Annotated in this window: 29 protein-coding genes; 11 read left to right on the top strand and 18 right to left on the bottom strand. The window is 58.4% G+C overall.

Annotation, left to right across the window (positions count from 1 at the left end):
* Position 1: 1 nt before the first annotated feature.
* From modB to AB4Z35_RS20175, 3 genes are all read right to left on the bottom strand, one after another.
* Positions 2-682: a molybdate ABC transporter permease subunit gene (gene modB / locus AB4Z35_RS20185; protein ID WP_007997847.1), complete on the bottom strand. Its 681-nt coding sequence runs from the start codon at positions 680-682 to the stop codon at positions 2-4.
* Positions 683-1,450: a molybdate ABC transporter substrate-binding protein gene (modA, locus tag AB4Z35_RS20180; RefSeq protein WP_442098943.1), complete on the bottom strand. Its 768-nt coding sequence runs from the start codon at positions 1,448-1,450 to the stop codon at positions 683-685.
* 125 nt (positions 1,451-1,575) lie between these two features.
* Positions 1,576-2,643, bottom strand: coding sequence for an NAD(P)H-dependent flavin oxidoreductase (locus tag AB4Z35_RS20175; protein ID WP_442098941.1), 1,068 nt, complete (start codon positions 2,641-2,643; stop codon positions 1,576-1,578).
* 213 nt (positions 2,644-2,856) lie between these two features.
* On the opposite strand from AB4Z35_RS20175, the gene acuI reads away from it, so the two are divergent.
* Complete coding sequence (acuI, locus tag AB4Z35_RS20170) at positions 2,857-3,840, top strand: acrylyl-CoA reductase (NADPH) (protein WP_108228210.1); 984 nt, start codon at positions 2,857-2,859, stop codon at positions 3,838-3,840.
* Here acuI and ada read toward each other — a convergent pair whose 3' ends face one another.
* From ada to AB4Z35_RS20145, 5 genes are all read right to left on the bottom strand, one after another.
* On the bottom strand, positions 3,841-4,905 hold the full coding sequence (gene ada / locus AB4Z35_RS20165; RefSeq protein ID WP_442098939.1) for a bifunctional DNA-binding transcriptional regulator/O6-methylguanine-DNA methyltransferase Ada: 1,065 nt from the start codon (positions 4,903-4,905) through the stop codon (positions 3,841-3,843). It abuts the gene before it with no gap.
* A gap of 87 nt (positions 4,906-4,992) precedes the next feature.
* Positions 4,993-5,673 carry a DNA oxidative demethylase AlkB gene (alkB, locus tag AB4Z35_RS20160; RefSeq protein WP_442098937.1) on the bottom strand — a complete coding sequence of 227 codons (681 nt, stop codon included), beginning with the start codon at positions 5,671-5,673 and terminating at the stop codon, positions 4,993-4,995.
* Positions 5,663-6,367, bottom strand: a complete 705-nt coding sequence (locus AB4Z35_RS20155; RefSeq protein WP_442098935.1) for a 2OG-Fe(II) oxygenase — start codon at positions 6,365-6,367, stop codon at positions 5,663-5,665. Before AB4Z35_RS20155 ends, alkB begins: the two co-directional genes overlap by 11 nt.
* Before the next feature lie 117 nt (positions 6,368-6,484).
* Positions 6,485-6,652, bottom strand: coding sequence for a hypothetical protein (locus AB4Z35_RS20150; RefSeq protein WP_007985513.1), 168 nt, complete (start codon positions 6,650-6,652; stop codon positions 6,485-6,487).
* A gap of 37 nt (positions 6,653-6,689) precedes the next feature.
* Complete coding sequence (locus AB4Z35_RS20145) at positions 6,690-6,992, bottom strand: DUF1883 domain-containing protein (RefSeq protein ID WP_007900033.1); 303 nt, start codon at positions 6,990-6,992, stop codon at positions 6,690-6,692.
* A gap of 201 nt (positions 6,993-7,193) precedes the next feature.
* Here AB4Z35_RS20145 and AB4Z35_RS20140 point away from each other — a divergent pair, with 201 nt between their 5' ends.
* The gene (locus tag AB4Z35_RS20140; RefSeq protein ID WP_007997832.1) at positions 7,194-7,550 is read left to right on the top strand and encodes a hypothetical protein; all 357 of its coding nucleotides are present in this window, start codon (positions 7,194-7,196) and stop codon (positions 7,548-7,550) included.
* 72 nt (positions 7,551-7,622) lie between these two features.
* Positions 7,623-7,853: a hypothetical protein gene (locus tag AB4Z35_RS20135; protein ID WP_442098932.1), complete on the top strand. Its 231-nt coding sequence runs from the start codon at positions 7,623-7,625 to the stop codon at positions 7,851-7,853.
* A gap of 11 nt (positions 7,854-7,864) precedes the next feature.
* Here the strand turns inward: AB4Z35_RS20135 and AB4Z35_RS20130 are convergent, their stop codons facing one another.
* Positions 7,865-8,146, bottom strand: coding sequence for a hypothetical protein (locus AB4Z35_RS20130; protein ID WP_442098930.1), 282 nt, complete (start codon positions 8,144-8,146; stop codon positions 7,865-7,867).
* Between the two features lie 136 nt (positions 8,147-8,282).
* Complete coding sequence (locus tag AB4Z35_RS20125) at positions 8,283-8,471, bottom strand: hypothetical protein (protein WP_007985505.1); 189 nt, start codon at positions 8,469-8,471, stop codon at positions 8,283-8,285.
* Positions 8,472-8,761: 290 nt separating this feature from the next.
* On the opposite strand from AB4Z35_RS20125, the gene galU reads away from it, so the two are divergent.
* Both galU and gorA read left to right on the top strand, forming a co-directional pair.
* The gene (gene galU / locus AB4Z35_RS20120; protein ID WP_007975949.1) at positions 8,762-9,601 is read left to right on the top strand and encodes a UTP--glucose-1-phosphate uridylyltransferase GalU; all 840 of its coding nucleotides are present in this window, start codon (positions 8,762-8,764) and stop codon (positions 9,599-9,601) included.
* Between the two features lie 130 nt (positions 9,602-9,731).
* Positions 9,732-11,090: a glutathione-disulfide reductase gene (gorA, locus tag AB4Z35_RS20115; RefSeq protein ID WP_442098928.1), complete on the top strand. Its 1,359-nt coding sequence runs from the start codon at positions 9,732-9,734 to the stop codon at positions 11,088-11,090.
* On the opposite strand, the gene AB4Z35_RS20110 is transcribed toward gorA, so the two are convergent.
* Positions 11,087-12,097 (bottom strand): DNA-binding protein, encoded by a 1,011-nt coding sequence (locus tag AB4Z35_RS20110; RefSeq protein ID WP_442098926.1) that lies wholly within the window; start codon positions 12,095-12,097, stop codon positions 11,087-11,089. The genes gorA and AB4Z35_RS20110 overlap by 4 nt on opposite strands.
* A gap of 307 nt (positions 12,098-12,404) precedes the next feature.
* Here AB4Z35_RS20110 and AB4Z35_RS20105 point away from each other — a divergent pair, with 307 nt between their 5' ends.
* The 3 genes from AB4Z35_RS20105 to ahpF all read left to right on the top strand — a co-directional run bounded on the left by AB4Z35_RS20105 (position 12,405) and on the right by ahpF (position 15,875).
* Positions 12,405-13,343: a site-specific integrase gene (locus AB4Z35_RS20105; protein WP_007997823.1), complete on the top strand. Its 939-nt coding sequence runs from the start codon at positions 12,405-12,407 to the stop codon at positions 13,341-13,343.
* 267 nt (positions 13,344-13,610) lie between these two features.
* A complete protein-coding gene (gene ahpC / locus AB4Z35_RS20100) occupies positions 13,611-14,174 on the top strand; it encodes an alkyl hydroperoxide reductase subunit C (RefSeq protein WP_007975937.1) in 564 nt (187 codons plus the stop codon).
* A 138-nt stretch (positions 14,175-14,312) separates the two neighbouring features.
* Positions 14,313-15,875 carry an alkyl hydroperoxide reductase subunit F gene (gene ahpF / locus AB4Z35_RS20095; RefSeq protein ID WP_007997821.1) on the top strand — a complete coding sequence of 521 codons (1,563 nt, stop codon included), beginning with the start codon at positions 14,313-14,315 and terminating at the stop codon, positions 15,873-15,875.
* A 313-nt stretch (positions 15,876-16,188) separates the two neighbouring features.
* Here ahpF and gloA read toward each other — a convergent pair whose 3' ends face one another.
* Positions 16,189-16,710 (bottom strand): lactoylglutathione lyase, encoded by a 522-nt coding sequence (gene gloA / locus AB4Z35_RS20090; RefSeq protein WP_007997820.1) that lies wholly within the window; start codon positions 16,708-16,710, stop codon positions 16,189-16,191.
* A gap of 144 nt (positions 16,711-16,854) precedes the next feature.
* Here gloA and AB4Z35_RS20085 point away from each other — a divergent pair, with 144 nt between their 5' ends.
* Complete coding sequence (locus AB4Z35_RS20085; protein WP_108228221.1) at positions 16,855-17,373, top strand: DUF4946 domain-containing protein; 519 nt, start codon at positions 16,855-16,857, stop codon at positions 17,371-17,373.
* Positions 17,374-17,537: 164 nt separating this feature from the next.
* Here the strand turns inward: AB4Z35_RS20085 and AB4Z35_RS20080 are convergent, their stop codons facing one another.
* The 3 genes from AB4Z35_RS20080 to AB4Z35_RS20070 form a co-directional block, all read right to left on the bottom strand.
* Complete coding sequence (locus AB4Z35_RS20080) at positions 17,538-17,903, bottom strand: histone-like nucleoid-structuring protein, MvaT/MvaU family (protein WP_007997818.1); 366 nt, start codon at positions 17,901-17,903, stop codon at positions 17,538-17,540.
* 233 nt (positions 17,904-18,136) lie between these two features.
* Complete coding sequence (locus AB4Z35_RS20075) at positions 18,137-19,669, bottom strand: EAL domain-containing protein (RefSeq protein WP_442098923.1); 1,533 nt, start codon at positions 19,667-19,669, stop codon at positions 18,137-18,139.
* A 113-nt stretch (positions 19,670-19,782) separates the two neighbouring features.
* Positions 19,783-20,655: a LysR family transcriptional regulator gene (locus AB4Z35_RS20070; protein WP_442098922.1), complete on the bottom strand. Its 873-nt coding sequence runs from the start codon at positions 20,653-20,655 to the stop codon at positions 19,783-19,785.
* 77 nt (positions 20,656-20,732) lie between these two features.
* On the opposite strand from AB4Z35_RS20070, the gene AB4Z35_RS20065 reads away from it, so the two are divergent.
* Complete coding sequence (locus AB4Z35_RS20065) at positions 20,733-21,677, top strand: DMT family transporter (protein WP_442098920.1); 945 nt, start codon at positions 20,733-20,735, stop codon at positions 21,675-21,677.
* Between the two features lie 250 nt (positions 21,678-21,927).
* Positions 21,928-23,004 (top strand): 4-hydroxyphenylpyruvate dioxygenase, encoded by a 1,077-nt coding sequence (hppD, locus tag AB4Z35_RS20060; protein WP_007979060.1) that lies wholly within the window; start codon positions 21,928-21,930, stop codon positions 23,002-23,004.
* Between the two features lie 126 nt (positions 23,005-23,130).
* On the opposite strand, the gene rarD is transcribed toward hppD, so the two are convergent.
* From rarD to AB4Z35_RS20045, 3 genes are all read right to left on the bottom strand, one after another.
* Positions 23,131-24,009, bottom strand: a complete 879-nt coding sequence (rarD, locus tag AB4Z35_RS20055; protein ID WP_442098961.1) for an EamA family transporter RarD — start codon at positions 24,007-24,009, stop codon at positions 23,131-23,133.
* Positions 24,010-24,065: 56 nt separating this feature from the next.
* The gene (locus tag AB4Z35_RS20050; RefSeq protein ID WP_442098918.1) at positions 24,066-25,079 is read right to left on the bottom strand and encodes an aldo/keto reductase; all 1,014 of its coding nucleotides are present in this window, start codon (positions 25,077-25,079) and stop codon (positions 24,066-24,068) included.
* A gap of 195 nt (positions 25,080-25,274) precedes the next feature.
* Positions 25,275-26,585: an MFS transporter gene (locus AB4Z35_RS20045; protein ID WP_442098916.1), complete on the bottom strand. Its 1,311-nt coding sequence runs from the start codon at positions 26,583-26,585 to the stop codon at positions 25,275-25,277.
* Positions 26,586-26,647 lie beyond the last annotated feature (62 nt).

The following is a 26,647-nucleotide window of genomic DNA, read 5'->3' as shown; positions in this document are numbered from 1 at the left end:
GTCAGCTCCAGCCCGCTTTGGTTTTACGGCTGGAATACAGCGCCAGCAGGACGGCAAACGAGAACACCAGCATCGCCCCGGCCAGCCAATGGGCCTGGGCATATTCCATGGCTTCGACGTGATCGTAGATCTGCACCGAGACCACGCGGGTCTTTTCGGGAATGTTGCCGCCAATCATCAGCACCACGCCGAACTCGCCGACGGTGTGGGCGAAACCGAGAATCGCCGCGGTAATGAACCCTGGGCGGGCCAGGGGCAGCGTCACGCTGAAAAAGGTGTCCCAGGGGTTGGCCCGTAACGTCGCGGCCACTTCGAGAGGGCGTGTGCCGATCGCGGAAAAAGCGTTTTGCAGCGGTTGGACGACAAACGGCATCGAATACAACACCGAGCCGATGACCAGCCCTGCAAAACTGAAAGTGAGGGTGCCAAGGCCGAGTGATTGGCTGAGCTGGCCGATGTACCCGTGAGGGCCGAGCGCCAGCAATAGATAAAAACCAATCACCGTCGGTGGCAGCACCAGGGGCAGGGCGACAATCGCCCCGACCGGGCCGCGCAACCAGGAGCGGGTGCGCGAGAGCCATAACGCAATCGGAGTGCCGACAATCAGCAGGATGACGGTCGTCAGGGACGCCAGTTTCAGAGTCAGCCAGATGGCGGAAAAGTCGGCACTCGATAGCGACATTTAGATTTCGTAACCGTAGGACTTGATGACAGCTGCCGCTTTCGGCCCCTTGAGGTAGTCAATCAGTGCCTTGGCGGCAGGGTTGTCCTTGCCCTTGTTGAGAATCACGGCGTCCTGTTTGATCGGGTCGTGCAGGCTGGCCGGAACGATCCAGGCTGAACCGCTGGTGATTTTGCCGTCCTTGTAGATCTGCGACAGGGCGACAAAACCCAGCTCGGCGTTGCCGGTGGAGACGAACTGGTAGGCCTGGGTGATGTTCTGGCCTTCAACGATCTTGTCTTTGACCTTGTCGCTCAGACCTTCCTTGGCCAACACCTGGGTAGCCGCCAGGCCATAAGGCGCGGCTTTCGGGTTGGCGATGGACAGGTGCTGGTATTCGTTCTTTTTCAGTACATCGCCCTTGGCATCGACATAACCTTCTTTGGCCGACCACAGTGCCAGCGTGCCGACCGCGTAAGTGAAACGCGAACCCTTGACGGTGTCGCCTTCGGCTTCAAGTTTTTTCGGAGTGCTGTCGTCTGCCGAGAGGAACACTTCGAACGGCGCGCCGTTTTTGATCTGGGTGTAGAACTGGCCGGTGGCGCCAAAGGAGGTCACCAGTTTATGCCCGGTGTCCTTTTCGAAATCAGCGGCGATGGCCTGGATGGGCGCGGTGAAGTTGGCAGCGACAGCCACCTGGACTTCGTCCGCCTGGGCTGGGCCGAAGGCGAATACGGCGATAAGGCTCGCCAGGCAGGCAGGGGCAAAACGTGAGGCACGAGTGGTCATGAAACGGCTCCGTTAAAGGCAATTGCAGCAGGGGGTGAATCGTTATGTACAGAAATATATAGCGAATTGCCTTTAAACGGAATGTGCTGTCACAAAATTGTATACAATTTTAACGCAAGTGATGCTCAGGGGCGACCTAGCAGCCTCGCTAATCCTTCTTCAGCCAGTTTTCGAGTCAGTGCCTCGGTGGTCAATTCGACCCCGAGGGTAAATGCCTGACCGGCCCAGAGGTTGCTGAAGTCCGCTTCACCTTTGGCCCGCAGAGGCATCAGCGCGCCACCGGCAAGGGGGAAGGCTGGAGACTTGGCGCTCATGGGCCCCAGTTCGCGCATCACCCGATTCAGGATGCCCCGGGCCGGGCGACCGGTGAACACGTTGGTGACGGCCGTCTCACTTTCCCTGGCGGTGCGCAACGCTTTGTGATGGGACGGGCTGACCTTGGCCTCTGGCGTGAACAGGTACGCCGTACCCACCTGTACCGCCGAAGCGCCCAGCATGAAGGCGGCGGCGACGCCACGTGCGTCAGCGATGCCGCCGGCGGCAATCACGGGCACTTTCACCGCATCGACGACTTGGGGCACCAGGGCGAAAGTGCCCACCTGACTGCTCAGGTCATCGCTGAGAAACATCCCGCGATGGCCTCCGGCTTCGTAGCCCATGGCAATGATTGCATCGCAGCCATGCTGCTCCAGCCACACGGCTTCTTCGACGGTGGTGGCCGAGGACAACACTTTCGCACCGGTGGCCTTCACCCGGTCGAGCAGGGATTTTTCCGGCAGGCCAAAGTGAAAGCTCACCACTTCAGGGCGAAACGCTTCGACCACTTCACAGGCCGCATTATCGAACGGCGCCCGGTTGGAAACGGGCGTTGGCGCATCGAAATCGGCGCCAAGTTCCTGGTAGTAGGGTTGCAGCAGGTTTTTCCAGTCCTGCGCGCGTTGCTCATCAGGGGCTGGAGTTTGATGACAGAAAAAATTGACATTGATCGGGCGCCGGGTGTGTTGGCGGATCGTTTTCAGCTCTTCGCGCAGTTGATCCGTGCTGAGCATCGCCGCCGGCATCGAGCCCAGGCCGCCTGCATTGCAGGCTGCAATCACCATGGCCGAGTTGTTGGCTCCGGCCATCGGCCCCTGAATGATCGGCAGTTCGATCCCGAGCAGGTCAAGAATGCGGGTATCTGGCCATTGGTTCATGTGCTGTGTTCTCCGACGTTGAATCCGGGCAGGGACGCTAGAACAGGATTTGTAACGCAACGACTGGCGCAAGGCCAGTCGTCATTTCAGTTCGCCGGGCTTTCTTCAGCGCCCCATGTGTTGGCTGATTGGCTTAAAGTCGAGTACGACAATCGGTTGCCATGTGTTATTTCAATTGCACCACCACCAGACTGATTCCATTGAGAGGCCGTAATGTTCAAAGGTATTTTGATCGACAAAGACGACAGCGGTTACCGGGCCACACTGCAGGAGATCCAGGACGATCAGTTACCCGAGGGCGATGTCACGGTGCGTGTTGCCTACAGCACGCTGAACTTCAAGGATGGCCTGGCGATCACTGGCAGCAGCCCGGTGGTGCGCAAATTCCCGATGGTGCCGGGCATCGACCTGGCCGGTGTCGTCGAAGTCAGCGGGCATCCGGACTACAAGGTCGGTGATCAGGTCTTGCTCAATGGCTGGGGGGTGGGTGAAGGGCATTGGGGTGGATTGGCACAGAAGGCTCGCCTGAACGGCGACTGGCTGATTCCATTACCCAAGGCATTCACCGCCGCCCAGGCGATGGCCATCGGTACGGCGGGCTACACGGCCATGCTGTGCATCCTGGCTCTGGAACATAACGGTGTGACGCCTGAGCAGGGCGAAATCCTGGTCACCGGCGCCAACGGCGGCGTCGGCAGTTTCGCCATCGCGTTGCTGAGCAAGCTCGGCTACCGGGTGGTGGCTTCCACCGGACGCACCTCGGAGCATGACTACCTGAAGCAACTGGGCGCTGGCGAAATCATCGACCGTGCCACGCTGTCCGAGCCAGGCAAGCCGTTGGCCAAGGAGCGTTGGGCGGCAGTCATCGATTCGGTCGGCAGCCACACCCTGGCCAATGCTTGCGCCAGCACCAGGGCCAATGGCACCGTCGCGGCATGCGGTCTGGCGCAAGGCATGGACTTTCCAGCGTCCGTTGCACCGTTCATCTTGCGCGGTGTGACCCTGGCCGGGATCAACAGCGTGACCCAGCCCAAAGCGAAACGTGTGGAAGCCTGGAATCGCCTGGCCAAGGATCTGGACTTCAACCTGTTGCCGCTGATCAGTCACGAAATCGGCTTGAGCGAAGCCATCGACGCCGCGCCGCGCTTGCTTGCCGGGCAGTTGCGCGGGCGCGTGGTGGTGGATGTGAATCGCTGATTACGGCGACTCGCGCTCCAGCAACTGGCGTTTGCGCTCGACACCCCAGCGATAGCCCGACAGATTGCCGTCACTGCGCACCACGCGATGGCACGGAATCGCGACTGCCAGGCTGTTCGCGCCGCAGGCTTGAGCCACGGCGCGAACGGCTTTCGGCGAACCAATGCGTAGCGCGACATCGGCGTAGCTCGCCGTGCTGCCGACAGGAATCTCCCGCAACGCTTGCCAGACCCGTTCCTGAAACGCGGTGCCGCGCACGTCCAATGGCAGATCCAGGCCAATCGCCGGCGCCTCAATAAAGCCGACGACCCTGGCAATCAACGTTTCGAACTCCTGATCGGCGCCAATCAAATTGGCGCGCCGGAATTTGTCTTGCAGATCACAAACCAGTTGGTGCGGATCATCGCCCAGCAGGATCGCGCAGACCCCGCGCTCACTCTGCGCTACCAGAATCGCGCCCAGCGAACACTGGCCGACGGCAAAACGAATGTCGTTGTTTTGACCGGCTGCGCGGTAGTCCCCGGGTTTCATTCCGAGCAGTTGGTCTGCCGCTTCATAAAACCGGCTGTTGGAGTTGAAGCCGGCGTCATACAGGGCATCCGTCACCGAACCACCGTCTGCCAGTCGCTCGCGAACCTTGCGTGAGCGATGAGCATCGGCGTAGCCCTTGGGTGTCAGGCCGGTGACGGCTTTGAACACGCGATGGAAGTGGAAGCTGCTCAGGCCCGCAGCCTCGGCCAATTCGCCCAGGGCTGGCAGTGATTCCGCGTTTTCGATCTGGCGGCATGCGGCGGACACGGTGGCGGCATGTTGCGCGGCGAGTTCGCTCTGATCTTTTGTCGCGCGTTTGCTCGGGCGATAACCCGCGGCCCGGGCCTGTTCGGCGCTATCGAAGAATACGACATTGTGTGGTTTGGGCAGGCGCGCGAGGCTGCTGGGATTACAGTAGATGCCTGTCGTCTTCACGGCATAGACAAACTGCCCGTCAGCCTTGGGATCGCGCGCGACCACGGCGGCCCAGCGCGGATCGTTTTCAGTGGTGATCTTGTTCGATCGGGTTGTCATGGCGTCACGTCCATTGAGGGGTTGCCTGCACATTAACCATGGGGCAATTCCCACACACTCCGGCGCTTGCGGTCAAATTCGCAGCCTTTATCCGGCGGTGCGGAAGGTGAAGTTGATGCGTTGCTCGCCCAGTTTCGGATGATGGCCGTCCTTGATCGGCAACACGCCGTGATAACGCAGGCGATCCACGCCACCCCAGACCACGATGTCGCCATGCAGCAGGGGAACGCGTTGACTTTTGTCGCTGCGTGCAAAGCCGCCGAACAGGAACATCGCCGGCAAACCCAGCGATACCGAAACGATAGGGGCTGCGTAGGAATGTTCGTCTTTATCTTGATGCAATGACATTTTTGCCCCGGGGATGTAGCGGTTGATCAGGCAGGAGTCTGGCGCAAAATCGGTGAACCCTGCTGCCAGTGCCGCCGCTTGCGCCAGTTGGAAAAACACCTCGGGCATTCCTGGCCAGGGCTGACCGGTTTGTGGATCGTGGCGGGTGTAGCGATAACCGCTGCGGTCAGTGGTCCAGCCGAATGTGCCACAACTGCTCAGGGCGACCGACATGGTGAAGCCGCCAGGCGTGACCATCTGCCGAAACGGCGCGGCCGTCAGCACCGCCTCCAGGGCGGGTAGCAGGCGCTCCAGCCAGGGCAGGGCAAAGCCTCTGAGCACGTATGACTGTTCGCCGATCTGCTCGCACCTGGGCTGTTGCTCGGGCTCTGCATCGGCAAACAGATCGAAAGTCAGCGGATTCATGGGCTCATGACGCATCGTGAAAGATGATTCCAAGGGTATGCCGTTTGCCGCTGTGCAGGCGACTCACGCCGTGACGCAGGGTCACTCGGTAGTAACCGCGAGTCCCTTCGACCGGACGCTGGTTGACCGCAAAGATCAACCCGTCACCTTTCTTCAGACCTATGACCATCGGGCGTGACTGCATTCGCGGGCGCTGTTCAGTCAGGACAAATTCGCCACCGGTGAAGTCGTTATCCGGGTCCGACAGCAGAATCGCCACTTGCAGCGGAAAAACGTGCTCACCGTACAGATCCTGGTGCAAACAGTTGTAGTCCTGCGGACCATATTGCAGCAATAACGGTGTCGGACGGTTCTGACCGGCGGCATGGCAGCGTTCGATGAAGGCTTGATGAGACTCAGGAAAGCGGCTGGGCAAACCCATCTGTTCATGCCAGCGATTGGCGATGGGCACCAGTCGTGGGTAGAAAGCGTTGCGCAAGCGGGCCACAAGTTCCGGCAACGGGTAGCTGAAATACTTGTATTCGCCTCGACCAAATCCGTGGCGAGCCATCACCACGTGGGAGCGAAAAAGCCCGGTTCGAGGGTACAAGGCGCTGACTTGCTCACAAGCCTTGTGGCTCAACAGTGACGGGATGACGGCGTAACCGTCCTGATCAAGTTGCTGTTCCAGCCGGAGCCAGTCCAGCCTGTCCAGATATTGCTCGCTCATTGCCAGGCCTCTTGTTGTTGAGGTGGCCAGTCTGGAAGGCAAGGATGAAGCAGGCACTCCGGCGCTTGCGGTCCAATTTCGAGCGGGAGCCGACGTCCATTGTCGCTCCGGATCGCGTTACAGCGCTTTGCTGACGCTGATTTCGCTGATGACGTCGTCCTGTCCATGAATGGCATCCAGCGCCGCTTTGGCTTCTTCTGCGGTACCGTTTTCAAGCTGGGCAAACTCGAAGCGACGCTCGCCGTTGAGTTTGTATTTGATGACGTACTTGGTCGTTTGGGCCACGGTTGTATCTGCCTGTCTGTTGTTTCGGGTTCGTTGTTCAGCTCAGTTTCGAGCTGGAACGGCGAATGATTTTGATCGAGTGAGTCAGGGTGGGTTTGCGGGTCACGCTGATAGGGCGGCGGTTGACGGTATCGATCGTGATGTTCCAGAAACCGGTGCTTGGGGCGGTGATGCGGGCCGGAAACGTGTCGAATGCACCGCCGTGATAGGTGTGACGGCCGCCATTTTTAAAGCTGCGGAAGTTGGCGTCGTTCATCAAACGGATGTTGCACATTTGGGAGCATTGAATGACGACAATGTCGTCTTCATTGAGGTGCTCGCGCTGATGGATAAATTTCATGAGGCGCCTCCAGAAGGGCTTTTTCTACAAAATCAAAACGATAGCATGGGCGATTGGCGCAGTTTATCAGCCCGAACGCCTTATTATCCGGCCGCTTTGACAATTAAAAACGCTTATTTCACGTTTGATGAGCGATAAAGCAGTTTGTCTCGGAGAAAAATCGCACCTGCGCTGTCCGAGGGTCTTTATTGGAGGATTTGTATGAAGTGGGGTTTGTGGTTGTTGCCGATGGCATTGACGGTGAGTGGTTGTGCGAACGTCTCGGAAATCAACGAGTCCCTGCCGACGATGAACGTGATTTCTGGCAAGAAGCCCCATGAGTACGCGCAATGTCTGAGCGAAAAGCTGGCCGAAAGCCGTGGCGCCTTGCAGATCGAGCCGCACAAGGATGGTTTGCGTGTGATCGTGCCACTCAAGTATTCCTCGGGGCCGTCTGCCGTATTCGACATTGAAGAACGCTCGGGCGGCAGCAGCATCAAGCTGCACGAGAGCATGTCCAATGTCCCGGTGCGTCCAATGGACGTACAGAATGCTGCCAACGAGTGCATTTCCGGCTGATAAACTATCGACAATCAGCACCGATGCCGCCCAAGCCTCGCTTTGGCGGCATCGTTATTTCTGGAGTCGACTATGAAGCGAGAGCAGGTCCGGGAACGTCATGCAGAGGGGGCAATCTCCGCCACCCATGTGATTCAGAATCCGGCGGAGCGGGGAGAATGGATCGTGTTTTTCAAGAAAAGCGCCGGGCGCAGCTATTTCCTGGTAGATGACAATGATGAAGTCGAGTCTTTCAGTCGCCTTGATGATCTGATCGATACCGTGCGCGGGCTTGGCATCAAATTCGCCGAAATCCATATGTAGGGCGCGGCGCCTTACTTGCAGATCACCACGACGTTGCGGCTCTTGTAGTCGCCGACGTCGACGCCGAGAGTCTTTTCGCTCTCCCTGAGCGAGGGTGTGCCATCGGTTCCGACAATCCTGTAGCCGGTGCCAGCGCAGGACGCATCGGCTTTTTCGTAGCACGCAGCCCAGGAATTGGCTTCCCCGGAGCAGTCAATGGATAGACCTTGCTCTCCGTTACCCAGGTAGGTTTCTTTCGACGTTGCGCAGCCACTCAGGGCCAGTATTGCGATCAGAGGCAAAAATTTTTTCATGGCGTGGTCGTCGTCAGGGGGGGGGCTAAGGCTGAGACAGCGTCGCAGGCAAAAGGTTATAGCCAAAGGCCACGCCTTTGCATTTATTCATAAAAAAGCCCTGCGCAATGGCAGGGCTTGTCGCATCGGGCGTCGCTCAGCTTTTGTCCTTGCCGCGTCGCTTGGGTTCCGGGTGCTCAAGCTCCAGCACCGAGGCCACTTCGATTGCCAAGGCTTCGGAAGGGAAAGGTCCGGCGATATTTTCACCGGCGACACTGGCCACCCACCATTGACCGTCTTTCTCCTGATTGATCAGGAATCCGTTGACGCTTTTTACTGCCGACATCTATTTGCCTCGTTGTCTGGTTCAATCGCGCCATGATACCGCCAAACGCACTCAACGGGTGCCGATGGGCGTATGGTGGGGCGTTCCGGGTCAGTGAAAACCGTGCAATTGCGCAAGTCTCTGCTATGTATAAGAGGTTGCGCAGTGACCTGCGCACTCCCGCAGGGAACTATCGGCAAGATTATTTCTCTATGTTGGCATCGGTTAGCCAGAGCGGGGCATTGTAAGGTGCTCGCCGCCTGATTAGACTGCGCCGAAACTCGTACACGCACAGCCTTACAAGGACTTATATGATCAAGAAATGCTTGTTCCCAGCAGCCGGTTACGGTACTCGCTTCCTGCCAGCGACTAAAGCCATGCCCAAAGAAATGCTGCCGGTGGTGAACAAGCCACTGATCCAGTACGGCGTCGAAGAGGCACTGGATGCCGGCTTGAACGAAATCTCCATCGTCACCGGTCGCGGCAAGCGCGCCCTGGAAGACCACTTCGACATCAGCTACGAGCTGGAAAACCAGATCAAGGGCACCGACAAGGAGAAATACCTGGTCGGCATCCGCCGCCTGCTGGATGAGTGCTCGTTCTCCTACACTCGCCAGACTGAAATGAAAGGTCTGGGTCATGCGATCCTGACCGGTCGTCCGCTGATCGGCGACGAGCCGTTCGCCGTGGTGTTGGCGGATGACCTGTGCGTCAACCTGGAAGGTGACGGCGTACTGAAGCAGATGGTCAAGCTGTACAAGCAGTATCGCTGCACCATCGTCGCGATCATGGAAGTCGACCCGCAAGAAACCAGCAAGTACGGCGTGATTGCCGGCGACCTGATTGGTGACGACCTGTACCGCGTGCGCAACATGGTCGAGAAGCCAAAGCCGGAAGATGCCCCGTCGAACCTGGCGATCATCGGTCGTTACATCATGACGCCGGACATCTTCAGCCTGATCGAACAAACCGAGCCAGGCAAAGGTGGCGAGATCCAGATCACTGACGCCCTGATGAAACAGGCGCAGGATGGTTGCGTGATTGCCTACAAGTTCAAGGGCAAGCGTTTCGATTGCGGTGGCGCTGAAGGCTACATCGACGCGACCAACTTCTGCTTCGAGAACTTCTACAAGACGGGCAAGGCTTACTGATAGCCGGCGACCTGTTTGTATCGAAAAGCCACCTACGGGTGGCTTTTTCATTTTCCAGCCCCATATCGTCTTCAGCGCTTGCCCCACAAATGTCTACGGGTATGCTGGTCACCTGCCGAGGAGATTGAAAATGGCCTACGATTTTGACCTTTATGTGATTGGTGCCGGTTCCGGCGGTGTGCGGGCTGCACGGTTTGCCGCCGGGTTTGGCGCGAAAGTGGCCGTGGCCGAGAGCCGCTACCTGGGTGGTACCTGTGTGAACGTCGGCTGCGTGCCGAAAAAATTGCTGGTCTACGGTGCGCATTTCGCCGAAGACTTCGAGCAGGCTTCCGGTTTTGGCTGGAGCCTGGATGAAGCGCAGTTCGACTGGGCGACGCTGATCGCCAACAAGGACCGCGAGATCAATCGCCTCAATGGCATTTATCGCAACCTGCTGGTCAACAGCGGTGTGACCTTGCATGAAGGTCACGCCAGGATCGTCGATCCGCATCAGGTCGAGATCAATGGCGAGCGTTTTACCGCCAAAAACATCCTGATCGCTACCGGCGGCTGGCCGCAGATTCCGGAGATTGCGGGGCATGAGCACGCGATCAGTTCCAACCAGGCGTTCTTCCTCAAAGAGTTGCCCAAGCGTGTGCTGGTGGTCGGCGGTGGCTACATTGCGGTCGAGTTCGCCGGGATTTTCCACGGTCTGGGCGCCGAGACCACGCTGCTGTACCGTGGCGAATTGTTCCTGCGCGGCTTTGACGGTTCCGTACGCAAACACTTGCAGGAAGAGTTGACCAAGCGCGGCATGGGCCTGCAATTCAACGCGGATATCGAGCGCATCGACAAGCAGGCCGATGGCAGCCTGAAAGTCACGCTCAAGGACGGCCGCCAGCTGGAAGCCGATTGCGTGTTCTACGCCACGGGGCGTCGTCCGATGCTGGACAATCTCGGGCTGGAAAACACCGGGGTCAAACTCGACAAGAAAGGCTTTGTCGAGGTCGATGAGCTGTATCAGACCGCCGAGCCGTCGATCCTGGCGCTGGGCGATGTGATCGGTCGCGTGCAACTAACGCCGGTGGCCCTGGCTGAAGGCATGGCGGTTGCGCGACGCCTGTTCAAGCCTGAGCAGTATCGTCCGGTGGATTACAAGATGATCCCGACGGCGGTGTTCAGCCTGCCCAACATTGGTACCGTCGGTTTGACCGAAGAAGAAGCCCGCGAAGCCGGCCACGAAGTGGTGATCTACGAAAGCCGCTTCCGGCCGATGAAGTTGACCCTGACTGAATGTCAGGAGCGCACGCTGATGAAGCTGGTAGTGGATGCAAGGACTGACAAGGTGCTGGGCTGTCACATGGTCGGCCCGGATGCCGGTGAAATAGTCCAGGGCCTGGCGATTGCCTTGAAGGCTGGCGCCACCAAGCGCGACTTCGACGAAACCATCGGCGTGCACCCGACGGCCGCCGAAGAGTTCGTCACCATGCGCACGCCGGTCGCCGGTTAATCGTCCTTCGCTGCGTCTGCCGCTGCCGCAATGGTCGCGGCCAGACGTACACGTTCCTCCAGATCCGTCCGGGTCCTGGCTAAATCAATTTCCAGTGACTTGTTGATCTGCGACTGTTCATCGACGTTCTGTTTGAGTGCCTGACTTTCCAGCAGGGCGACGCGCAGGCGTTCCTGGAGGAGGGTGCGCTCGCCGTCGACGCGGGTGGCCTGTTCCAGCAACTGATCCTGACGGGTGTTGCTTTGCTTGAGCTGCTCTTGCAGCAGGCTCAGCTCGCGCAGTGTGCCGCGGTTTTCAGTCAACAAGCGTTCATTGTCACGGTGCAACTGGGTGATTTCATCCTGGCGTACCAGAGCGCTTTGTTGAGCCTGGCGCAGTTCCATCTGTAGCTGTTGCACCTGGCCTTCGTGGCGGCTTATTTCCTGTTCGCGCTGTTCCTTGACCGCATTGCGGTAGTGCTCCAGTGCGTCGCGAGTGTGCAGGTGTTTTTCTTCCAGGGAGCGGATCTGCTCGTCCTTGTCTTTCAAGCGCAATTCGAAATCGGCCAGCGCCTGGTTCAGCCCGGCGTTGCGGGTTTGCTCCGTTTGCAACATGGCGCGGGTTTCTTGCAGGGCCTCGGACTCCTGGGTCAGCGCCAGGCTCTGAAACTCGTATTGCTGGTGCAGTTCGCTGTTGGCCTCTTGTGCTTCGCTGAGCTGCTTTTCCAGCGTCTTGCGTTGTTCCTCGTACTGCGCGCGGGCCTGGTCGATGGGCTCTTGCGCTTGTTCCTTGAGTCTTTGTGCGAGTCGCGACACCAGCGCCATCAGTTCGTCGTCAATCGGTTCCGCCGGTGCTTCGACCGATTCGTTCCTGTCATCGAGTTCCTTGAGGTAGCGATGAATCGTGGTTTTCGAGCCGGTATTGCCCATCTCGATCCGTACGGCATCGATGCTGGGGTTTTCGCCACGGGCGAGGATCGCCAACCGGGCGGCTTGCACCACCGCTTTATTTACACCGCCGCGTGCCATGAGTTCTCCTGTGTTTTTGCGATGTGGTACGTACCACGTAAATACACATTGTACCATTCAATTCATAAAGTTAAATACTGAATCCAACTAACACGGGATATACTGGTATTACCCCGTGTGAACGCAGTTTCGAGGTATTCCTCGCGCTATTTCCGTACACAAACCCTTGTAGGAGCGAGCTTGCTCGCGATAACCCCTGAGACCGCCGCGGGGCAACTGCCAACCAGCGTCATCGTTAACGATCATCGTCGGTTCGCCGCCCGGAGCGAGCTCGCTCCTACAGTCGGTCAAAACAGGTTCATTTCCTATGAGCGATCTGGATCGCTATCTGCAAGCCGCGACTCGCGACAACACCCGTCGCAGTTATCGGGCAGCCATCGAACACTTCGAAGTCACGTGGGGCGGTTTTCTGCCGGCAACCGGCGATAGCGTGGCGCGCTATCTGGTGGCCCATGCCGGCGTGTTGTCGATCAATACGCTGAAACTGCGTTTGTCGGCATTGGCGCAGTGGCACAACAGTCAGGGCTTTGCCGATCCCACCAAGGCGCCGGTGGTGCGCAAGGTGTTCAAGGGCATCCGCGCGCTGCACCCGGCCCAGGAAAAACAAGCCGAACCCTTGCAGCTTAAGCATCTGGAACAGGTGGTTAGTTGTCTGGAACTGGAAGTGCAAACCGCCAGGGCCGAAGGTGACCGACCGGGATTGCTGCGGGCCAGGCGCGACATGGCGTTGATCCTGCTGGGCTTCTGGCGCGGCTTTCGTAGCGATGAGTTGTGTCGGCTTCAGGTTGAGCATGTGCAGGCAAGTGCCGGTTTCGGCATCAGCCTCTATCTGCCGCGCAGCAAGAGTGATCGCGATAACCTCGGCAAGACGTATCAGACGCCGGCCTTGCAACGCTTGTGTCCGGTGCAGGCTTATATTGACTGGATCACCGAGGCGGCACTGGTGCGTGGGCCGGTGTTCCGTGGCATCGACCGCTGGGGGCATCTGGGCGAGGAGGGACTGCACGCCAACAGTGTGATTCCGCTACTGCGCCAAGCGTTGGCGCGCGCGGGGATTGCCGGCGAGCATTACACCAGTCACTCCTTGCGTCGTGGTTTTGCCACCTGGGCGCATCAGAGTGGCTGGGATTTGAAGTCCCTGATGAGTTATGTGGGCTGGAAGGACATGAAGTCGGCCATGCGTTACATCGAAGTCAGTCCGTTCCTCGGCATGACTCACATCGCCCTGGATCCACGCGATCCGTAGCAGCTGGCGAAGCCTGCGCAGCGGTCGTCAACCCGGCGTGCATGGCCTGCCTGATACACCGCGAGTTCTGATTTCACGACCGCTGCGCGGCCGAACGCAGGCTTCGCCAGCTGCTACAAAAAATCCTGGATACCGTTTTCTTCTATTAATACAGTCGGCTAATAGCAAAAGCCAATCAGCAGCATGAGGTTTGCCAATGAGCCAACCGTCCGTCGAGTGAGTAAAGTTCTCTCCATCAACTTCTTAACCCCTGACGGAGAGTCAACGATGCCTATCATCAATAGCCAAGTTAAACCGTTCAAAGCTGACGCATTCAAAAATGGCGACTTCGTAAAAGTCTCGGACGCTGACCTGAAAGGCAAGTGGTCTGTAGTGTTCTTCTACCCGGCCGACTTCACCTTCGTATGCCCGACCGAGCTGGAAGACCTGGCTGACAACTACGACGCATTCCAGAAACTGGGCGTCGAGATCTACAGCGTTTCCACCGACACCCACTTTGCCCACGCTGCCTGGCACAACACTTCGCCAGCCATCGGCAAAATCCAGTACACCATGATCGGCGACCCGACCCACGCCATCTCTCGTAACTTCGACGTGCTGATCGAAGAAGCAGGCCTGGCTGACCGTGGCACCTTCGTGATCAACCCGGAAGGCCAGATCAAGATCGTTGAACTGAACGACGGCGGTGTAGGCCGTGACGCTTCCGAGCTGCTGCGCAAAATCAAGGCTGCCCAGTACGTCGCTGCTCACCCTGGCCAGGTTTGCCCAGCCAAGTGGAAAGAAGGCGAGGCCACTCTGGCGCCGTCCCTGGACCTGGTCGGCAAGATCTAAGTCTGTGATCGCTTCATCAGGGCGGAACTCCGCACCTGTTCGGTAAGCTGCACCGCCCAATAAAAACGCCCGGGCGAGATTCGCTCGGGCGTTTTTTTATGCCTGCTTTATATGAAACAGCAAAAGGAAATCGCCCGTATGTTGGACACCAATCTTAAAGCCCAGTTGAAATCGTACCTGGAACGGGTCACTCAGCCGATCGAGATCGTTGCTTCCCTCGACGACGGTGCGAAATCCCAGGAAATGCTCGAACTGTTGAAAGACGTTGCCGGTCTTTCCACCCAGATTACTTTGCTCGACAACGGTGATGATGCACGCAAGCCATCGTTCTCGATCAATCGCCCGGGAGCCGACATCAGCCTGCGTTTTGCCGGCATCCCCATGGGCCATGAATTCACTTCGCTGGTGCTGGCCTTGCTGCAAGTCGGCGGTCATCCGTCCAAAGCCAGTGTCGAGGTGATCGAACAGATTCGCTCGCTCAAAGGCGAGTTCAACTTCGAGACTTACTTCTCGCTGTCGTGCCAGAACTGCCCGGACGTGGTCCAGGCCCTGAACCTGATGGCGGTGCTGAACCCGAACATTCGCCACGTCGCCATCGACGGCGCGCTGTTCCAGGCCGAAGTCGATGATCGCCAGATCATGGCCGTGCCAAGCATTTATCTGAATGGCGTGAATTTCGGCCAGGGCCGCATGGGCCTGGAAGAAATCCTCGCCAAAATCGACACCAGCGGCATCGAACGCCAGGCCGAGAAAATCAGCGCCAAGCAAGCCTTTGATGTGCTGGTGGTCGGCGGTGGCCCGGCCGGTGCTTCGGCGGCAATCTATGCGGCCCGCAAGGGCATTCGCACCGGTGTCGCGGCGGAGCGTTTTGGTGGGCAGGTGCTGGACACCATGGCCATCGAGAACTTTATCTCGGTGCAGGAAACCGAAGGGCCGAAACTGGCCGTGGCCCTGGAAGAGCACGTCAAGCAGTACGACGTGGACATCATGAATCTGCAGCGTGCCGACAAACTGGTGCCCGGCAAAAATGGCGAGCTGCACCAGATTCACTTCGCCAGCGGTGCATCGCTGAAAGCCAAAACCGTGATCCTGGCGACCGGTGCGCGGTGGCGTGAAATGAATGTTCCGGGCGAACAGCAATACCGCAACAAAGGCGTGGCGTACTGCCCGCACTGCGACGGCCCACTGTTCAAGGGCAAGCGCGTGGCGGTGATAGGCGGCGGTAACTCCGGCGTCGAAGCGGCCATCGACCTGGCCGGTATCGTGTCCCATGTCACGCTGCTTGAATTCGATGTGCAGTTGCGTGCAGATGCGGTATTGCAGCGCAAATTGCACAGCTTGCAGAACGTCACCGTGATCACCAGTGCACAAACCACTGAAGTCACCGGCGACGGTCAAAAGGTCAACGGCCTGCGCTACAAGGATCGTCAGAGCGACGAATTGCGCAGCGTGGAACTGGAAGGGATCTTTGTGCAGATCGGTCTGCTGCCGAACACCGATTGGCTCAAGGGCACGATCGAATTGTCACCACGTGGCGAGATCATCGTTGACGCTCGCGGTGAAACGTCGGTGCCGGGTGTGTTCGCCGCCGGCGACGTGACCACTGTGCCATACAAGCAGATCGTGATCGCGGTGGGCGAGGGCGCCAAAGCTTCTCTCAGTGCCTTCGATCACTTGATCCGGACCTCCGCCCCGGCGTAAAACCCGGCGCTGAAAACACAAACCCCTGTAGGAGCGAGCCTGCTCGCGATGGACGTCAACGATAACGCTGGTTGGCAGATGCCCCGCGGCGTTCTCCGGGTTATCGCGAGCAAGCTCGCTCCTACAGGGGGCATTGGCCGCCGGCGCTGAATACACAAAACCCCATGAGCGATCATGGGGTTTTTTTGTGCCTTACACATCACCAATGTGGGAGCGGGCTTGCTCGCGAAGGCGTAGTGTCAGTCACTTCAATGTCGAATGATACGACGCCTTCGCGAGCAAGCCCGCTCCCACAGGGGATTCCTGGTGGATCTTACAGCGGTGCTGGCTGGATGATTTCGACCCAGTAGGCGTCCGGGTCCTTGATGAAGGCCAGGCTCTTCATGCGGCCGTCGCTCAAGCGTTTCTGGAAATCGCAGCCCAGTGCTTCAAAGCGCTCGCAAGCGGCGACGATATCCGGCACCGAGATGCAGATGTGGCCGAAACCGCGCGGGTCGGTGTTGCCATTGTGGTAGGCGAAGTCCGCATCGTTCTCGGTGCCGTGGTTGTGGGTCAGTTCCAGAATGCCGGGGATCGATTTCATCCACTCGGTGCGCGCGGCGGCATCGGCCGGGATCTGGTTTTTGTCCACCAGCGCCAGGAAATACAGGCTGAACTCGGCTTCCGGGAAATCGCGTTTTTCCACCAGGGTAAAACCCAGGATGCGTGTGTAGAAGTCCAGGGACCTGGTGATGTCCTTGACCCGCAGCATGGTGTGGTTGAAGACAAATTTCTGTGTAGCGGCGTCCGGTTGGGCGGTGACGCCGGGGAAGGTGTTCAATTCGTGCAGGCTCATGGGCCCTCCGGGAAATATGTGGGCTAACGAATGGCGACAATGATACGCAAGGGTTCGGACATCACCAAACCCAAACAGTCGGCTATTGCCTGACAGCCGGCCTGGGCCCAGACTTTACGGCTTGATCCTTGAGTGCCCATTGCAATGATTCGATTCCGTAAACTGCTGTTCATCCTGCTAAGCGTGCTTTCGGTGGTGGGCGCCGCTCGTGCCGATGCGCCGGTGGTGACCTGGCCGGAAGGCTGGCAGGTCGAAGTCGTGCCTGAATCGGCGCCGGGAGTCAGCCGCCAGCGGGCGGTGAAAAATGATCAGAATGGCTCGCCGGTCATGGTGATGGAGCTGACCATGAGTCAGGTGCAAAGCGATCATCAGGTGAACCTTGAAGGCGTATTGCTGGAGATGCGCAAGTCAGTACAAAAAGACTTCTTTCAGGGCGGGTACCAAAGTGTTTGCACGCGAATACATTCGACTACGTTGAGTCGTTTGGCTGCGCTGGAAACAACCTGCACCATCACGCAAAACGGCAGGCATGTGCTTTCTCAAACATTGGTGGCCGCGGTGGATGCCGATAAGGCCTATGTTCTTTCCTACGCAGGACAGGCCGAGGCTTATAAGGCGAGCCAGGAGGAAATAGACGCTGCCCGTAACAGCTTGAAACTTTAGTAAGCGACAGTGCTTTTTCGATGCATGAAGAAAATTTTAGATACCCAAATGGATTAAGCACAAAGTTGTTGGCTGTTAGGTAATTGTCCGGCGCCTGCCCTCCGGCATTTAGATAGCCCATGAAAAAGCCCTGCATGAGCAGGGCTTTTTTGTCGCTGCGAGAGTTAGCCGCGCAGCCAGGAATCAACGGTGGCTGCACCGTACTGTTCTTTCCAGGCTTTCAGGCCGCGGTGGTTGCCGCCCTTGGTTTCAATCAGCTCGCCGGTGTGCGGGTTCTGATAAACCTTGACCACACGGGCGCGACGGGTTTTAGGTGCGATTGCCTGCTGCAGGCCGGATTTTGCCGGGTTCGGATCGAGAATGGCGATGATATCGCGCAGGCTCTTGCCATAGGTTTTCATCAAACCCTGGAGCTTTTCTTCGAATTCGATTTCTTTCTTGAGCCCGGCATCGTTCTTCAAGGATTCCAACTGCTTGAGCTGTTCTTGAAGGGCCTTTTCGGCTGCACGGAATTCAGCGAGTCTGGACAATATCTTTACTCCAATAGTGTGTTTGGCTGATACCAACCGCAAACAAAGCTATAAGCCAAGAGCCTTGAAGCGACTCGGTGATAGTGGCTCACCTGCCAATTTATCGCAGGCATGGAAAATTGTAGTAGTTAATTGGCCAAGAGTAAATCATGGCTTTTTCTTCATGTAACGACAGTAGTGTTTTGATTCAAAATGGTGCGTGTAATCGCTGTTTTGTCGGTTAAATCCGCTAGTTAATGGTTGCTTAATGCACTAATGAATTCAGCACCCGGCATGGGTTTGCCGAACAGATAACCTTGCAGGAAGTTGACCTGATGTACGCTCAGGTAATCGCTCTGCTCACGGGTTTCGACACCTTCGGCCACCAGGGCAAGGTCGAGCTTGACCGCCAGTTCGATGATGCTGTCCAGGATGTGGCTGGAGAGTGTGTCGATGCCGATCATGGCGACAAAACTCTGGTCGATTTTCAGAAAATCGACATTGAACTGCCGCAGGTAGCCAAGGCTTGAGTGACCCGTGCCGAAGTCGTCGATGGCGATTTTCACGCCCAGTTCGCGAAGTTGCTCGAACAGTTGCAGGGTAATGGCCGTGGGCTCGATCAGTTCACGCTCGGTCAGTTCCAGCACCAGATAGATCGAGCCCGGTTCGAATGCATTGAGAAACTCGCGACAATCCTTGATCAGCTCCAGGTCCTGGCAATGGCTGGCGGTGATGTTGATGCCGATGTGAAACGGTTTGTTGAATCTGGCGGATTGCGGCGCGAGCAGGGCGGCGGTTTGACGCATCAGCGAGCGGGTCATCGGCACGATCAATCCCGAATGCTCGGCAAACGGGATGAACAGGTCCGGACGCACCAGGCCTTCCTTCGGATGTTTCCAGCGCATCAGCACTTCAGCGCCGGACCAGCTTTTGCTGTCCCCATGTACTACGGGCTGGAAATACGGAATGAACTCTGCGGCTTCCAGTGCCCGTTGCATTTCCTGGGTGGGTGCCGATGAGCGCTTTTGCAGGAAATGCCCAATTGACCCGGCAATCACACCGAAGAAAATCAACAGGCTGAACAACGGTGGATACTCGCTGCTCATGTATCGCCAGGTTTCGCCTTCGGGGAAGCCGGCTTGCACCGCATAAGCATAGCGCCCGGAGGTCAATCGACTCTGCGCAACGGGCAGTTCGGGCGCAGCGCCCCTGTGTACCTTGCCGTCGGCAGACATCCAGTCCGGGCCAACTTGCAGCCATAGCATGGTCTTGCGGCCTATCAGGCGCAGAATATTGCACAAGTGATAACCATCGACGGTCGCCAGCGCACCTTTTTTGCCTTCGCTCAGCCGGTACACCAGCACGGCGGTGTCGGGCGTCACCGCATTGCCCCTCATGAGCCATAAGGCGCCCTGGGTGTAGTCACCGGGCTTGACCTTTTCCTGATAGTCGCCGAACAACGAGCTGCAGTAGAGGTTGTTGTCCCACGCCAGATTGGTTGATCGCACGAATGGGCGACGAGTGACCTGCTCGCGCAGAGACAAGTTGACGTCGCCACAACTTTGACCGGCCAGCGGCAGCAATTCGCGAGCGGCCTGGGCGGTGTTGTCGAGCATCAAGTCGAACTGGCGAATCGCTTCTTCGGCGGTTTGCTCGGTGCTTTGCTTCAGCGCATGGCCCGCTTGCATGTAAAGAATGGCGGCCCCCAGCAACACCGGGAGCAATCCACTGATCAGAGTGACAGCAACTTTTGTGCTGCGACTGCGGGTTTTGGCTTTCAGTGGCATTCGCGAGTCCTGTCACGAAGAAGTAAGGCTCTCAATTGATGGCAGGGTAAAAACGCCTCCCATGAAGAGTTCGGGTATGGGCCATGATAGTTGGCCGTTGACGGTTATGCCGCTCAACGCAAGTCAAGGCTTTCGGCCAGCTTGATAAAGGCCAGCGTTGCGGGTGATGCCTGGCGTCGGTCGAGTACCGCCAGGCCAACCTGGCGCAACACCGCCGGCGACAGCTGTTTTTTCACGCAGCGGCTGTCAATTTGATTGGGCAATGAACCTTCGGCAACCACCGTCACCCCGTCACCCCGAGCGACGACATCCAGGGTGCTGATCAATTGCGAGCAGCGATAACGGATGTTGGGCGTCAGTCGGGCCGTGGTGAACAGGCGTGAAACCAGCTCCGAAGAACCGGCCTCGGTCAGCACAAACGGAAAATCGCATAGATCCTTCAGGCTCAGGCTGTTGTGAACCGCCAGCGGGTGGCCAGCGGGCAGCAGCGCGACCATCTGGTCTTCGATCAGCGCGACCGTGTCGAAACGCTCCTCGGGCAACACCACAAAGCCGATGTCGATCCGTCGCTCTTCCAGCCACTGCAGCACCTGGCGGTCGGGGCCTTCGTCGATATGCACCTCGATGCCGGGATGGGCGGCGCGGTACTGCTGCAGGATCAACGGCAACAATTTGATCGATGAGGTCGGGCCGAAGGAGCCGATACGCAACGTGCCGCGTTTCATGCCCCTTGCATCGGCCGCTTCCTGGCGCAGGGTGTTGGCCAGGCCCAGCATCGCCCGGGCGCGCAGCAACAACTGCTGGCCAATGTCGCTCAGCTCGACCTGGGATTGATGCCGGCGCAACAGTTCGACACCCAACTCCAGCTCCAGGGACTTCAAGGCATGGGACACCGCCGATTGGGAGATTCCCAGGCGATTGGCCGCTGCCGTGAAGCCGCGGAGTTCGGCCACGAGGGAGAAAATCTCCAGTTGAGTGAGGGTCATGAGTGTTTAATCATTTTACGATGACTTGGTATTAGCAGAATGATACGTCATCTCTCCGACATCCGGCCCTGGAATCTATGACGATCTGCGAGCAAACCTTGTCAAAACCATCGAATCTTCCGGTGTATCTGAAACTGGCGGGGGTCACCATGGTGTGGGGTGGTACCTTCGTTGCCGGACGCTTTCTGGCCGATAGTCTCAGCCCGCTGCTGGCGGCCAGCCTGCGGTTTTTACTGGCCAGTGTGGCGTTGCTGCTGTTTTTACGCGTGGCGCGGATACCGCTGCTCCGGCCCAGCGCCTGGCAATGGCGGCAATTGCTATTGCTTGGCTTTTTCGGGATCTTCTTTTACAACCTGTGCTTCTTTTATGGCCTGCAATACATCAACGCTTCACGGGCGTCCTTGATTGTGGCGCTGAATCCGGCGGTGATCGGCATGGCCTCCTGGCTGCTGTTCAAGGAGCGTTTGAACCGGGCGAAAGTCGCCGGTATTGCGATCTGCATGGCGGGCGCGAGCATGGTGATCGTCAGCCGCAACCCGCAATTACTGGCCGGCGGTGCTGACGCCTGGCTCGGTGATCTGCTGATTTTCGGCTGCGTCCTCGGCTGGGCTGTCTACTCGCTGTTCTCCAGAGAGCTGAACCAGACCCTGGGGCCGGTGCAAACGGTGACCTGGTCGATTCTGCTGGGCACCGTCATGCTCTGGATGACCTGCATTGTCCGCGGCGAGGCGAGTGTCACCGCGATTGCCCACCTGGGTGCGCCGCAATGGTTGAGCCTTTTGTACCTGGGTGTGCTGGGGTCGGCGCTGGCGTACATTGGCTACTACGACGGCATCCGCAAAATCGGCGCGACGCGTTCCGGGGTGTTCATTGCCTTGAACCCGTTGACAGCAGTGATCCTTGGCGCGCTGCTGCTGGATGAGCCGCTGACGCTGGCCATGTGCCTGGGTGGCGGGCTGATTCTGGCGGGGATTTTCCTCTGCAACAAACCCCTTGCGCGGGCATGGAAAAAGGGGATTTGATACAGAAGGCGGACAAACTGATTTACGCTGTGTAGAATCGGTTTACGCATACAATAATAATCGTCTTCTGGCAGCAGAAGCCTCGCCCGCAAGAGCCTTGGGTCGACAATGAAGATATTCGGGTTTCAACTGATCTACGGTGATTTTCTCGCCCGCAGCGTGCGGGGCATCTCCTGTGCGCCACCCACCGGTCTCAGCATTGCTTACAACTAACCTTAGTTAATTGATAAAAAATGATGAGGCGCCAACCATGGCAGATTTATACGAAAACCCAATGGGCCTGATGGGCTTTGAATTCATCGAGCTTGCATCGCCGACCCCGAACACCCTGGAGCCGATCTTCGAGATCATGGGTTTCACCAAGGTGGCGACCCACCGTTCCAAGGACGTGCACCTGTATCGCCAGGGCGCGATCAACCTGATCCTCAACAACGAACCCCACAGCGTGGCCTCGTACTTCGCGGCCGAGCACGGTCCGTCGGTGTGCGGCATGGCGTTCCGCGTCAAGGATTCGCAGAAGGCCTACAAGCGTGCCCTGGAACTCGGCGCCCAGCCGATTCACATTGAAACCGGCCCGATGGAGCTGAACCTGCCGGCGATCAAAGGCATCGGCGGCGCGCCGCTGTACCTGATCGACCGTTTCGGTGAAGGCAGCTCGATCTATGACATCGACTTCGTGTTCATCGAAGGCGTTGACCGTCACCCGGTCGGGGCCGGCCTGAAGATCATCGATCACCTGACTCACAACGTGTATCGCGGTCGCATGGCCTACTGGGCCAACTTCTACGAGAAGCTGTTCAACTTCCGCGAAATCCGCTACTTCGACATCAAGGGCGAGTACACCGGCCTGACGTCCAAGGCCATGACCGCACCCGATGGCATGATCCGCATTCCGCTGAACGAAGAGTCGTCCAAGGGCGCCGGGCAGATCGAAGAGTTCCTGATGCAGTTCAACGGCGAGGGCATCCAGCACGTTGCTTTCCTGTCCGATGACCTGCTCAAGACCTGGGATCACCTGAAAAGTATCGGCATGCGTTTCATGACCGCGCCGCCGGACACCTACTACGAAATGCTCGAAGGCCGCTTGCCAAACCACGGCGAGCCGGTGGGCGAACTGCAAGCGCGGGGTATTTTGCTGGACGGTTCGTCCGAGTCGGGCGACAAGCGTCTGCTGCTGCAGATCTTCTCGGAAACCCTGATGGGACCGGTGTTCTTCGAGTTCATCCAGCGCAAGGGCGACGACGGTTTCGGCGAAGGCAACTTCAAGGCGCTGTTCGAATCCATCGAGCGTGACCAGGTTCGTCGTGGTGTTCTCTCCACCGACTAAACCGTTACACCAATAAAACTGTGGGAGCGAGCTTGCTCGCGATAGCGGTTGTACATTCAACATTAATGTTGACTGACACACCGCAATCGCGAGCAAGCTCGCTCCCACATTTGTTTTTGCGTGGCCTCAAGCTCTGCGCTGTCGGACCAAGTGCTTGAACCCTTCGAACATCAGCACCAGCACGGCCATCCAGATCGGGATGTACGTCAGCCATTCGCCGGCCTTGATACTCTCTCCCAGCAGCAACGCCACGCCCAGCAGCAGCACCGGTTCGACGTAGCTCAACAGGCCGAACAGGCTGAACGGCAGCAGGCGGCTGGCAATGATGTAGACCACCAGTGCCGACGCGCTGATCACGCCGAGCATCGGAATCAACAGCGACAACCATGGATGCTGGTCAAACACACCGAAACCTTGTGCGCCACTCTGAACGAACCATAAGGCCACCGGCAGCGTCAACGCCATGTCCAGCCACAAACCGCCGAGATTGTCCGCCGCCAGCCGTTTGCGCACGACGAAGTAGGTCGGATAGCCAATGCAGACCAGCAAGGTCGCCCAGGAAAAACCTCCGACCTGATACACCTCGTTGATCACGCCCAGGCAGGCGAACACCACGGCGATTTTTTGCAGATAGGACAGGCGTTCGCCATAGGCCAGGCGGCCGGTCAGGACCATGGTCAGCGGCAACAGGAAATAGCCGAGTGATACGTCGAGGCTGTAGCCGTTGAGCGGCGCCCACATGAACAGCCACAGTTGCACGCCGAGCAGGGCAGCGGAGGCGATCAGCCCGCCAATCAGTTTCGGGTTGGCCATGGCGCGCCGCACAATTTCGAGCACGCGTTTCCATTCCCCGGACCACACCATGAACACGGTCATGCAGGGCACGGTCAGCAGCATGCGCCAACCGAAGATTTCCACGCCGCTCAAGGGGGTGAGCAGCGACGTGTAGTAATAACCTGTGGGAGCGAGCTTGCTCGCGATAGCGGTACACCAGCCAACATTGATGTTGAATGTGAATCTGCTATCGCGAGCAAGCTCGCTCCCACATGGGAAAGGGCTGATCAGCTAATGCGCGGTGTACGCCCCGACACAAAATGGCTCACATCATTGAACCCCGGTGTCGACGCATGTCCCGGCGTCACCAGCGAATCGATGAACGCCTCGTCCTGTGCCGTGATCTTCACCGCCTGCGCCTTAGTGTAGGCGTCCCACTGCGCTTCGGTGCGCGGCCCGACAATGGCCGAGGTGACTGCGCTGTTGTTCAGCACCCAGGCAATCGCGAACTCGACAATGCCGACACCGCGCTCCTGGGTGTATTGCTGGATTTGCTGGGCAATACGCAGGGATTCGACGCGCCATTCGGTTTCCAGGATGCGTTTGTCCTGGCGTCCGGCACGGCTGTTGGCGTCCGGTTGCACATCCGGCGCGTACTTGCCGCTGAGTACCCCGCGCGCCAGCGGGCTGTAGGGCACCACGCCCAGACCGTAGTTTTGGGCAGCCGTGATTTGCTCGGTTTCGGCCTGGCGGTTGACGATGTTGTACAGCGGCTGGCTGATTACCGGCCGGTCGACCCCCAGCTTGTCGGCCACGCGAATCACTTCAGCGATACGCCAGCCACGGTAGTTCGACAGGCCCCAATAGCGGATTTTGCCCTGGCGAATCAGATCACCAATGGCCGATACCGTGACTTCCAGCGGCGTATTGTGGTCTTCGCGGTGCAGGTAATAGATGTCGAGGTAGTCGGTGCCCAGGCGGGTCAGGCTCGCATCGATGCCGTTGAACAGGTGCTTGCGGCTCAGGCCGCTGCGGTTGGGGATGCCGTCCACGGGACCGAAGCCGACTTTGGTGGCCAGCACCCATTCATGACGGCGACTGGCGATGGCCTCGCCGACGATTTCTTCGGAACGGCCGTTGGTGTAGACGTCGGCGGTGTCGATGAAATTGATGCCCTGGTCCCAGGCCTTGTCGATGATTCGCAGGGAATCATCGGTGCTGGTCTGTTCGCCGAACATCATGGTGCCCAGGGTCAGGGTGGACACCTGAAGACCCGAATGACCCAGTGTGCGATAGCTCATGAGCAAATCCTTTTACCAGTGGGAAAGGCTCAATCAGATACCAGAACAACTGCAGGGATCAAACTGAAATATCGAACACACCGGGATCAAATTGTGGGAGCGAGCTTGCTCGCGATGGCGGTTTTACATTCAACATCTGTGTTGACTGACAGTCCGTCATCGCGAGCAAGCTCGCTCCTACAGGGGGGGCGGTGATCAGGCGCGCAGCGTACGAGTCATGCGCAACGCCAGCAGACTGCCGCAGACAATCACACCCGCCAGCAGGTACAGCGCCGCATCGGTCGAACCGGTGCTGTCCTTGACCCAGCCCACCAGATACGGGCTGAGGAAGCCGGCCATCTGTCCCATCGAGTTGATCAGCGCCAGGCCACCCGCAGCGGCGCCGGCACTGAGCAGGGCGGTCGGCACCGGCCAGAACATCGGCAGGCCGGTGAGGGCGCCCATGGTGGCGATGCTCAGGCCGAGAATGGCGATGGCCGGGTTGGCGGCGAAGTTCACAGCGATCAGCAGCCCCAGCGCCCCCATCAACATCGGCACCACCAAATGCCAGCGACGCTCTTTGCGCAAGTCCGCCGAGCGGCCAACCATCAGCATGAACACCGCTGCCAGCAGGTACGGAATCGCACTGAGCCAGCCGATTACCAGGTTATCGTTGAAGCCCAGGTTCTTGATGATCGATGGCAGCCAGAAGTTGATCGCGTACACACCGCTCTGGATGCAGAAGTAGATCAGGCCGAAGGCCCAGATCGCCGGGTTCTTGAACACCGCCAGCAGCGAATCAGTCGTGGTTTTCGGTTTGTTGGCCAGATCGAAGGCGTGGTCGGCTTCCAGCACCGAACGCTCGAACGGGGTCAGCCATTTGGCATTGGCGTAACTGTCGCTGAGCAGGAAATAAGCCAGCGCACCGAGGATCACGGTTGGAATGCCTTGCAGCAGGAACATCCACTGCCAGCCAGCGAGTCCGCCCTGGCCTGCGGCGAAGTGGTTGAGAATCCAGCCAGAGAACGGGCTACCCAACAGACCGGATACCGGAATCGCCGACATGAACAGCGCCATGATGCGGCCCCGGCGGAAGGTCGGGAACCATTGCGAGAGATACAACACCACGCCCGGGAAGAACCCGGCTTCGGCGGCACCGGTGAACAGGCGCAGGGTATAGAACCCGGTCGGGGTGGTGACGAACAGCAGGCAGGTCGACAGCATGCCCCAGGTGATCATCATCAGCGCGATCCAGCGCCGCGGGCCGAACCTGGTCAGGGCCAGGTTGCTTGGCACGCCGCACAGCACGTAACCGATAAAGAAGATGCCGGCGCCGAGGCCGTACACGGTTTCGCTGAATTTCAGTGCGTCGAGCATCTGCAGCTTGGCAAATCCAACGTTTACCCGGTCGAGGTAGTTGAACAGGTAGCAGATGAAAATGAAGGGGATCAAACGCAGGGTAATGCGTTTGTAGACGGCGTTTTTGTCGTCAGCGATGGCGTCGGACGCTACGGCGCTCTGTGTCATGGCGGCTCTCTCTTTATTATGATTTTTTGCGATGCAAAGGGTAACGTTGATCGCCAGGAGAG

It is taken from the genome of Pseudomonas sp. KB_15 (genome assembly GCF_052114525.1).
Lineage (GTDB): Bacteria > Pseudomonadota > Gammaproteobacteria > Pseudomonadales > Pseudomonadaceae > Aquipseudomonas.
This window is presented reverse-complemented; position numbering and strand designations above follow the sequence as displayed.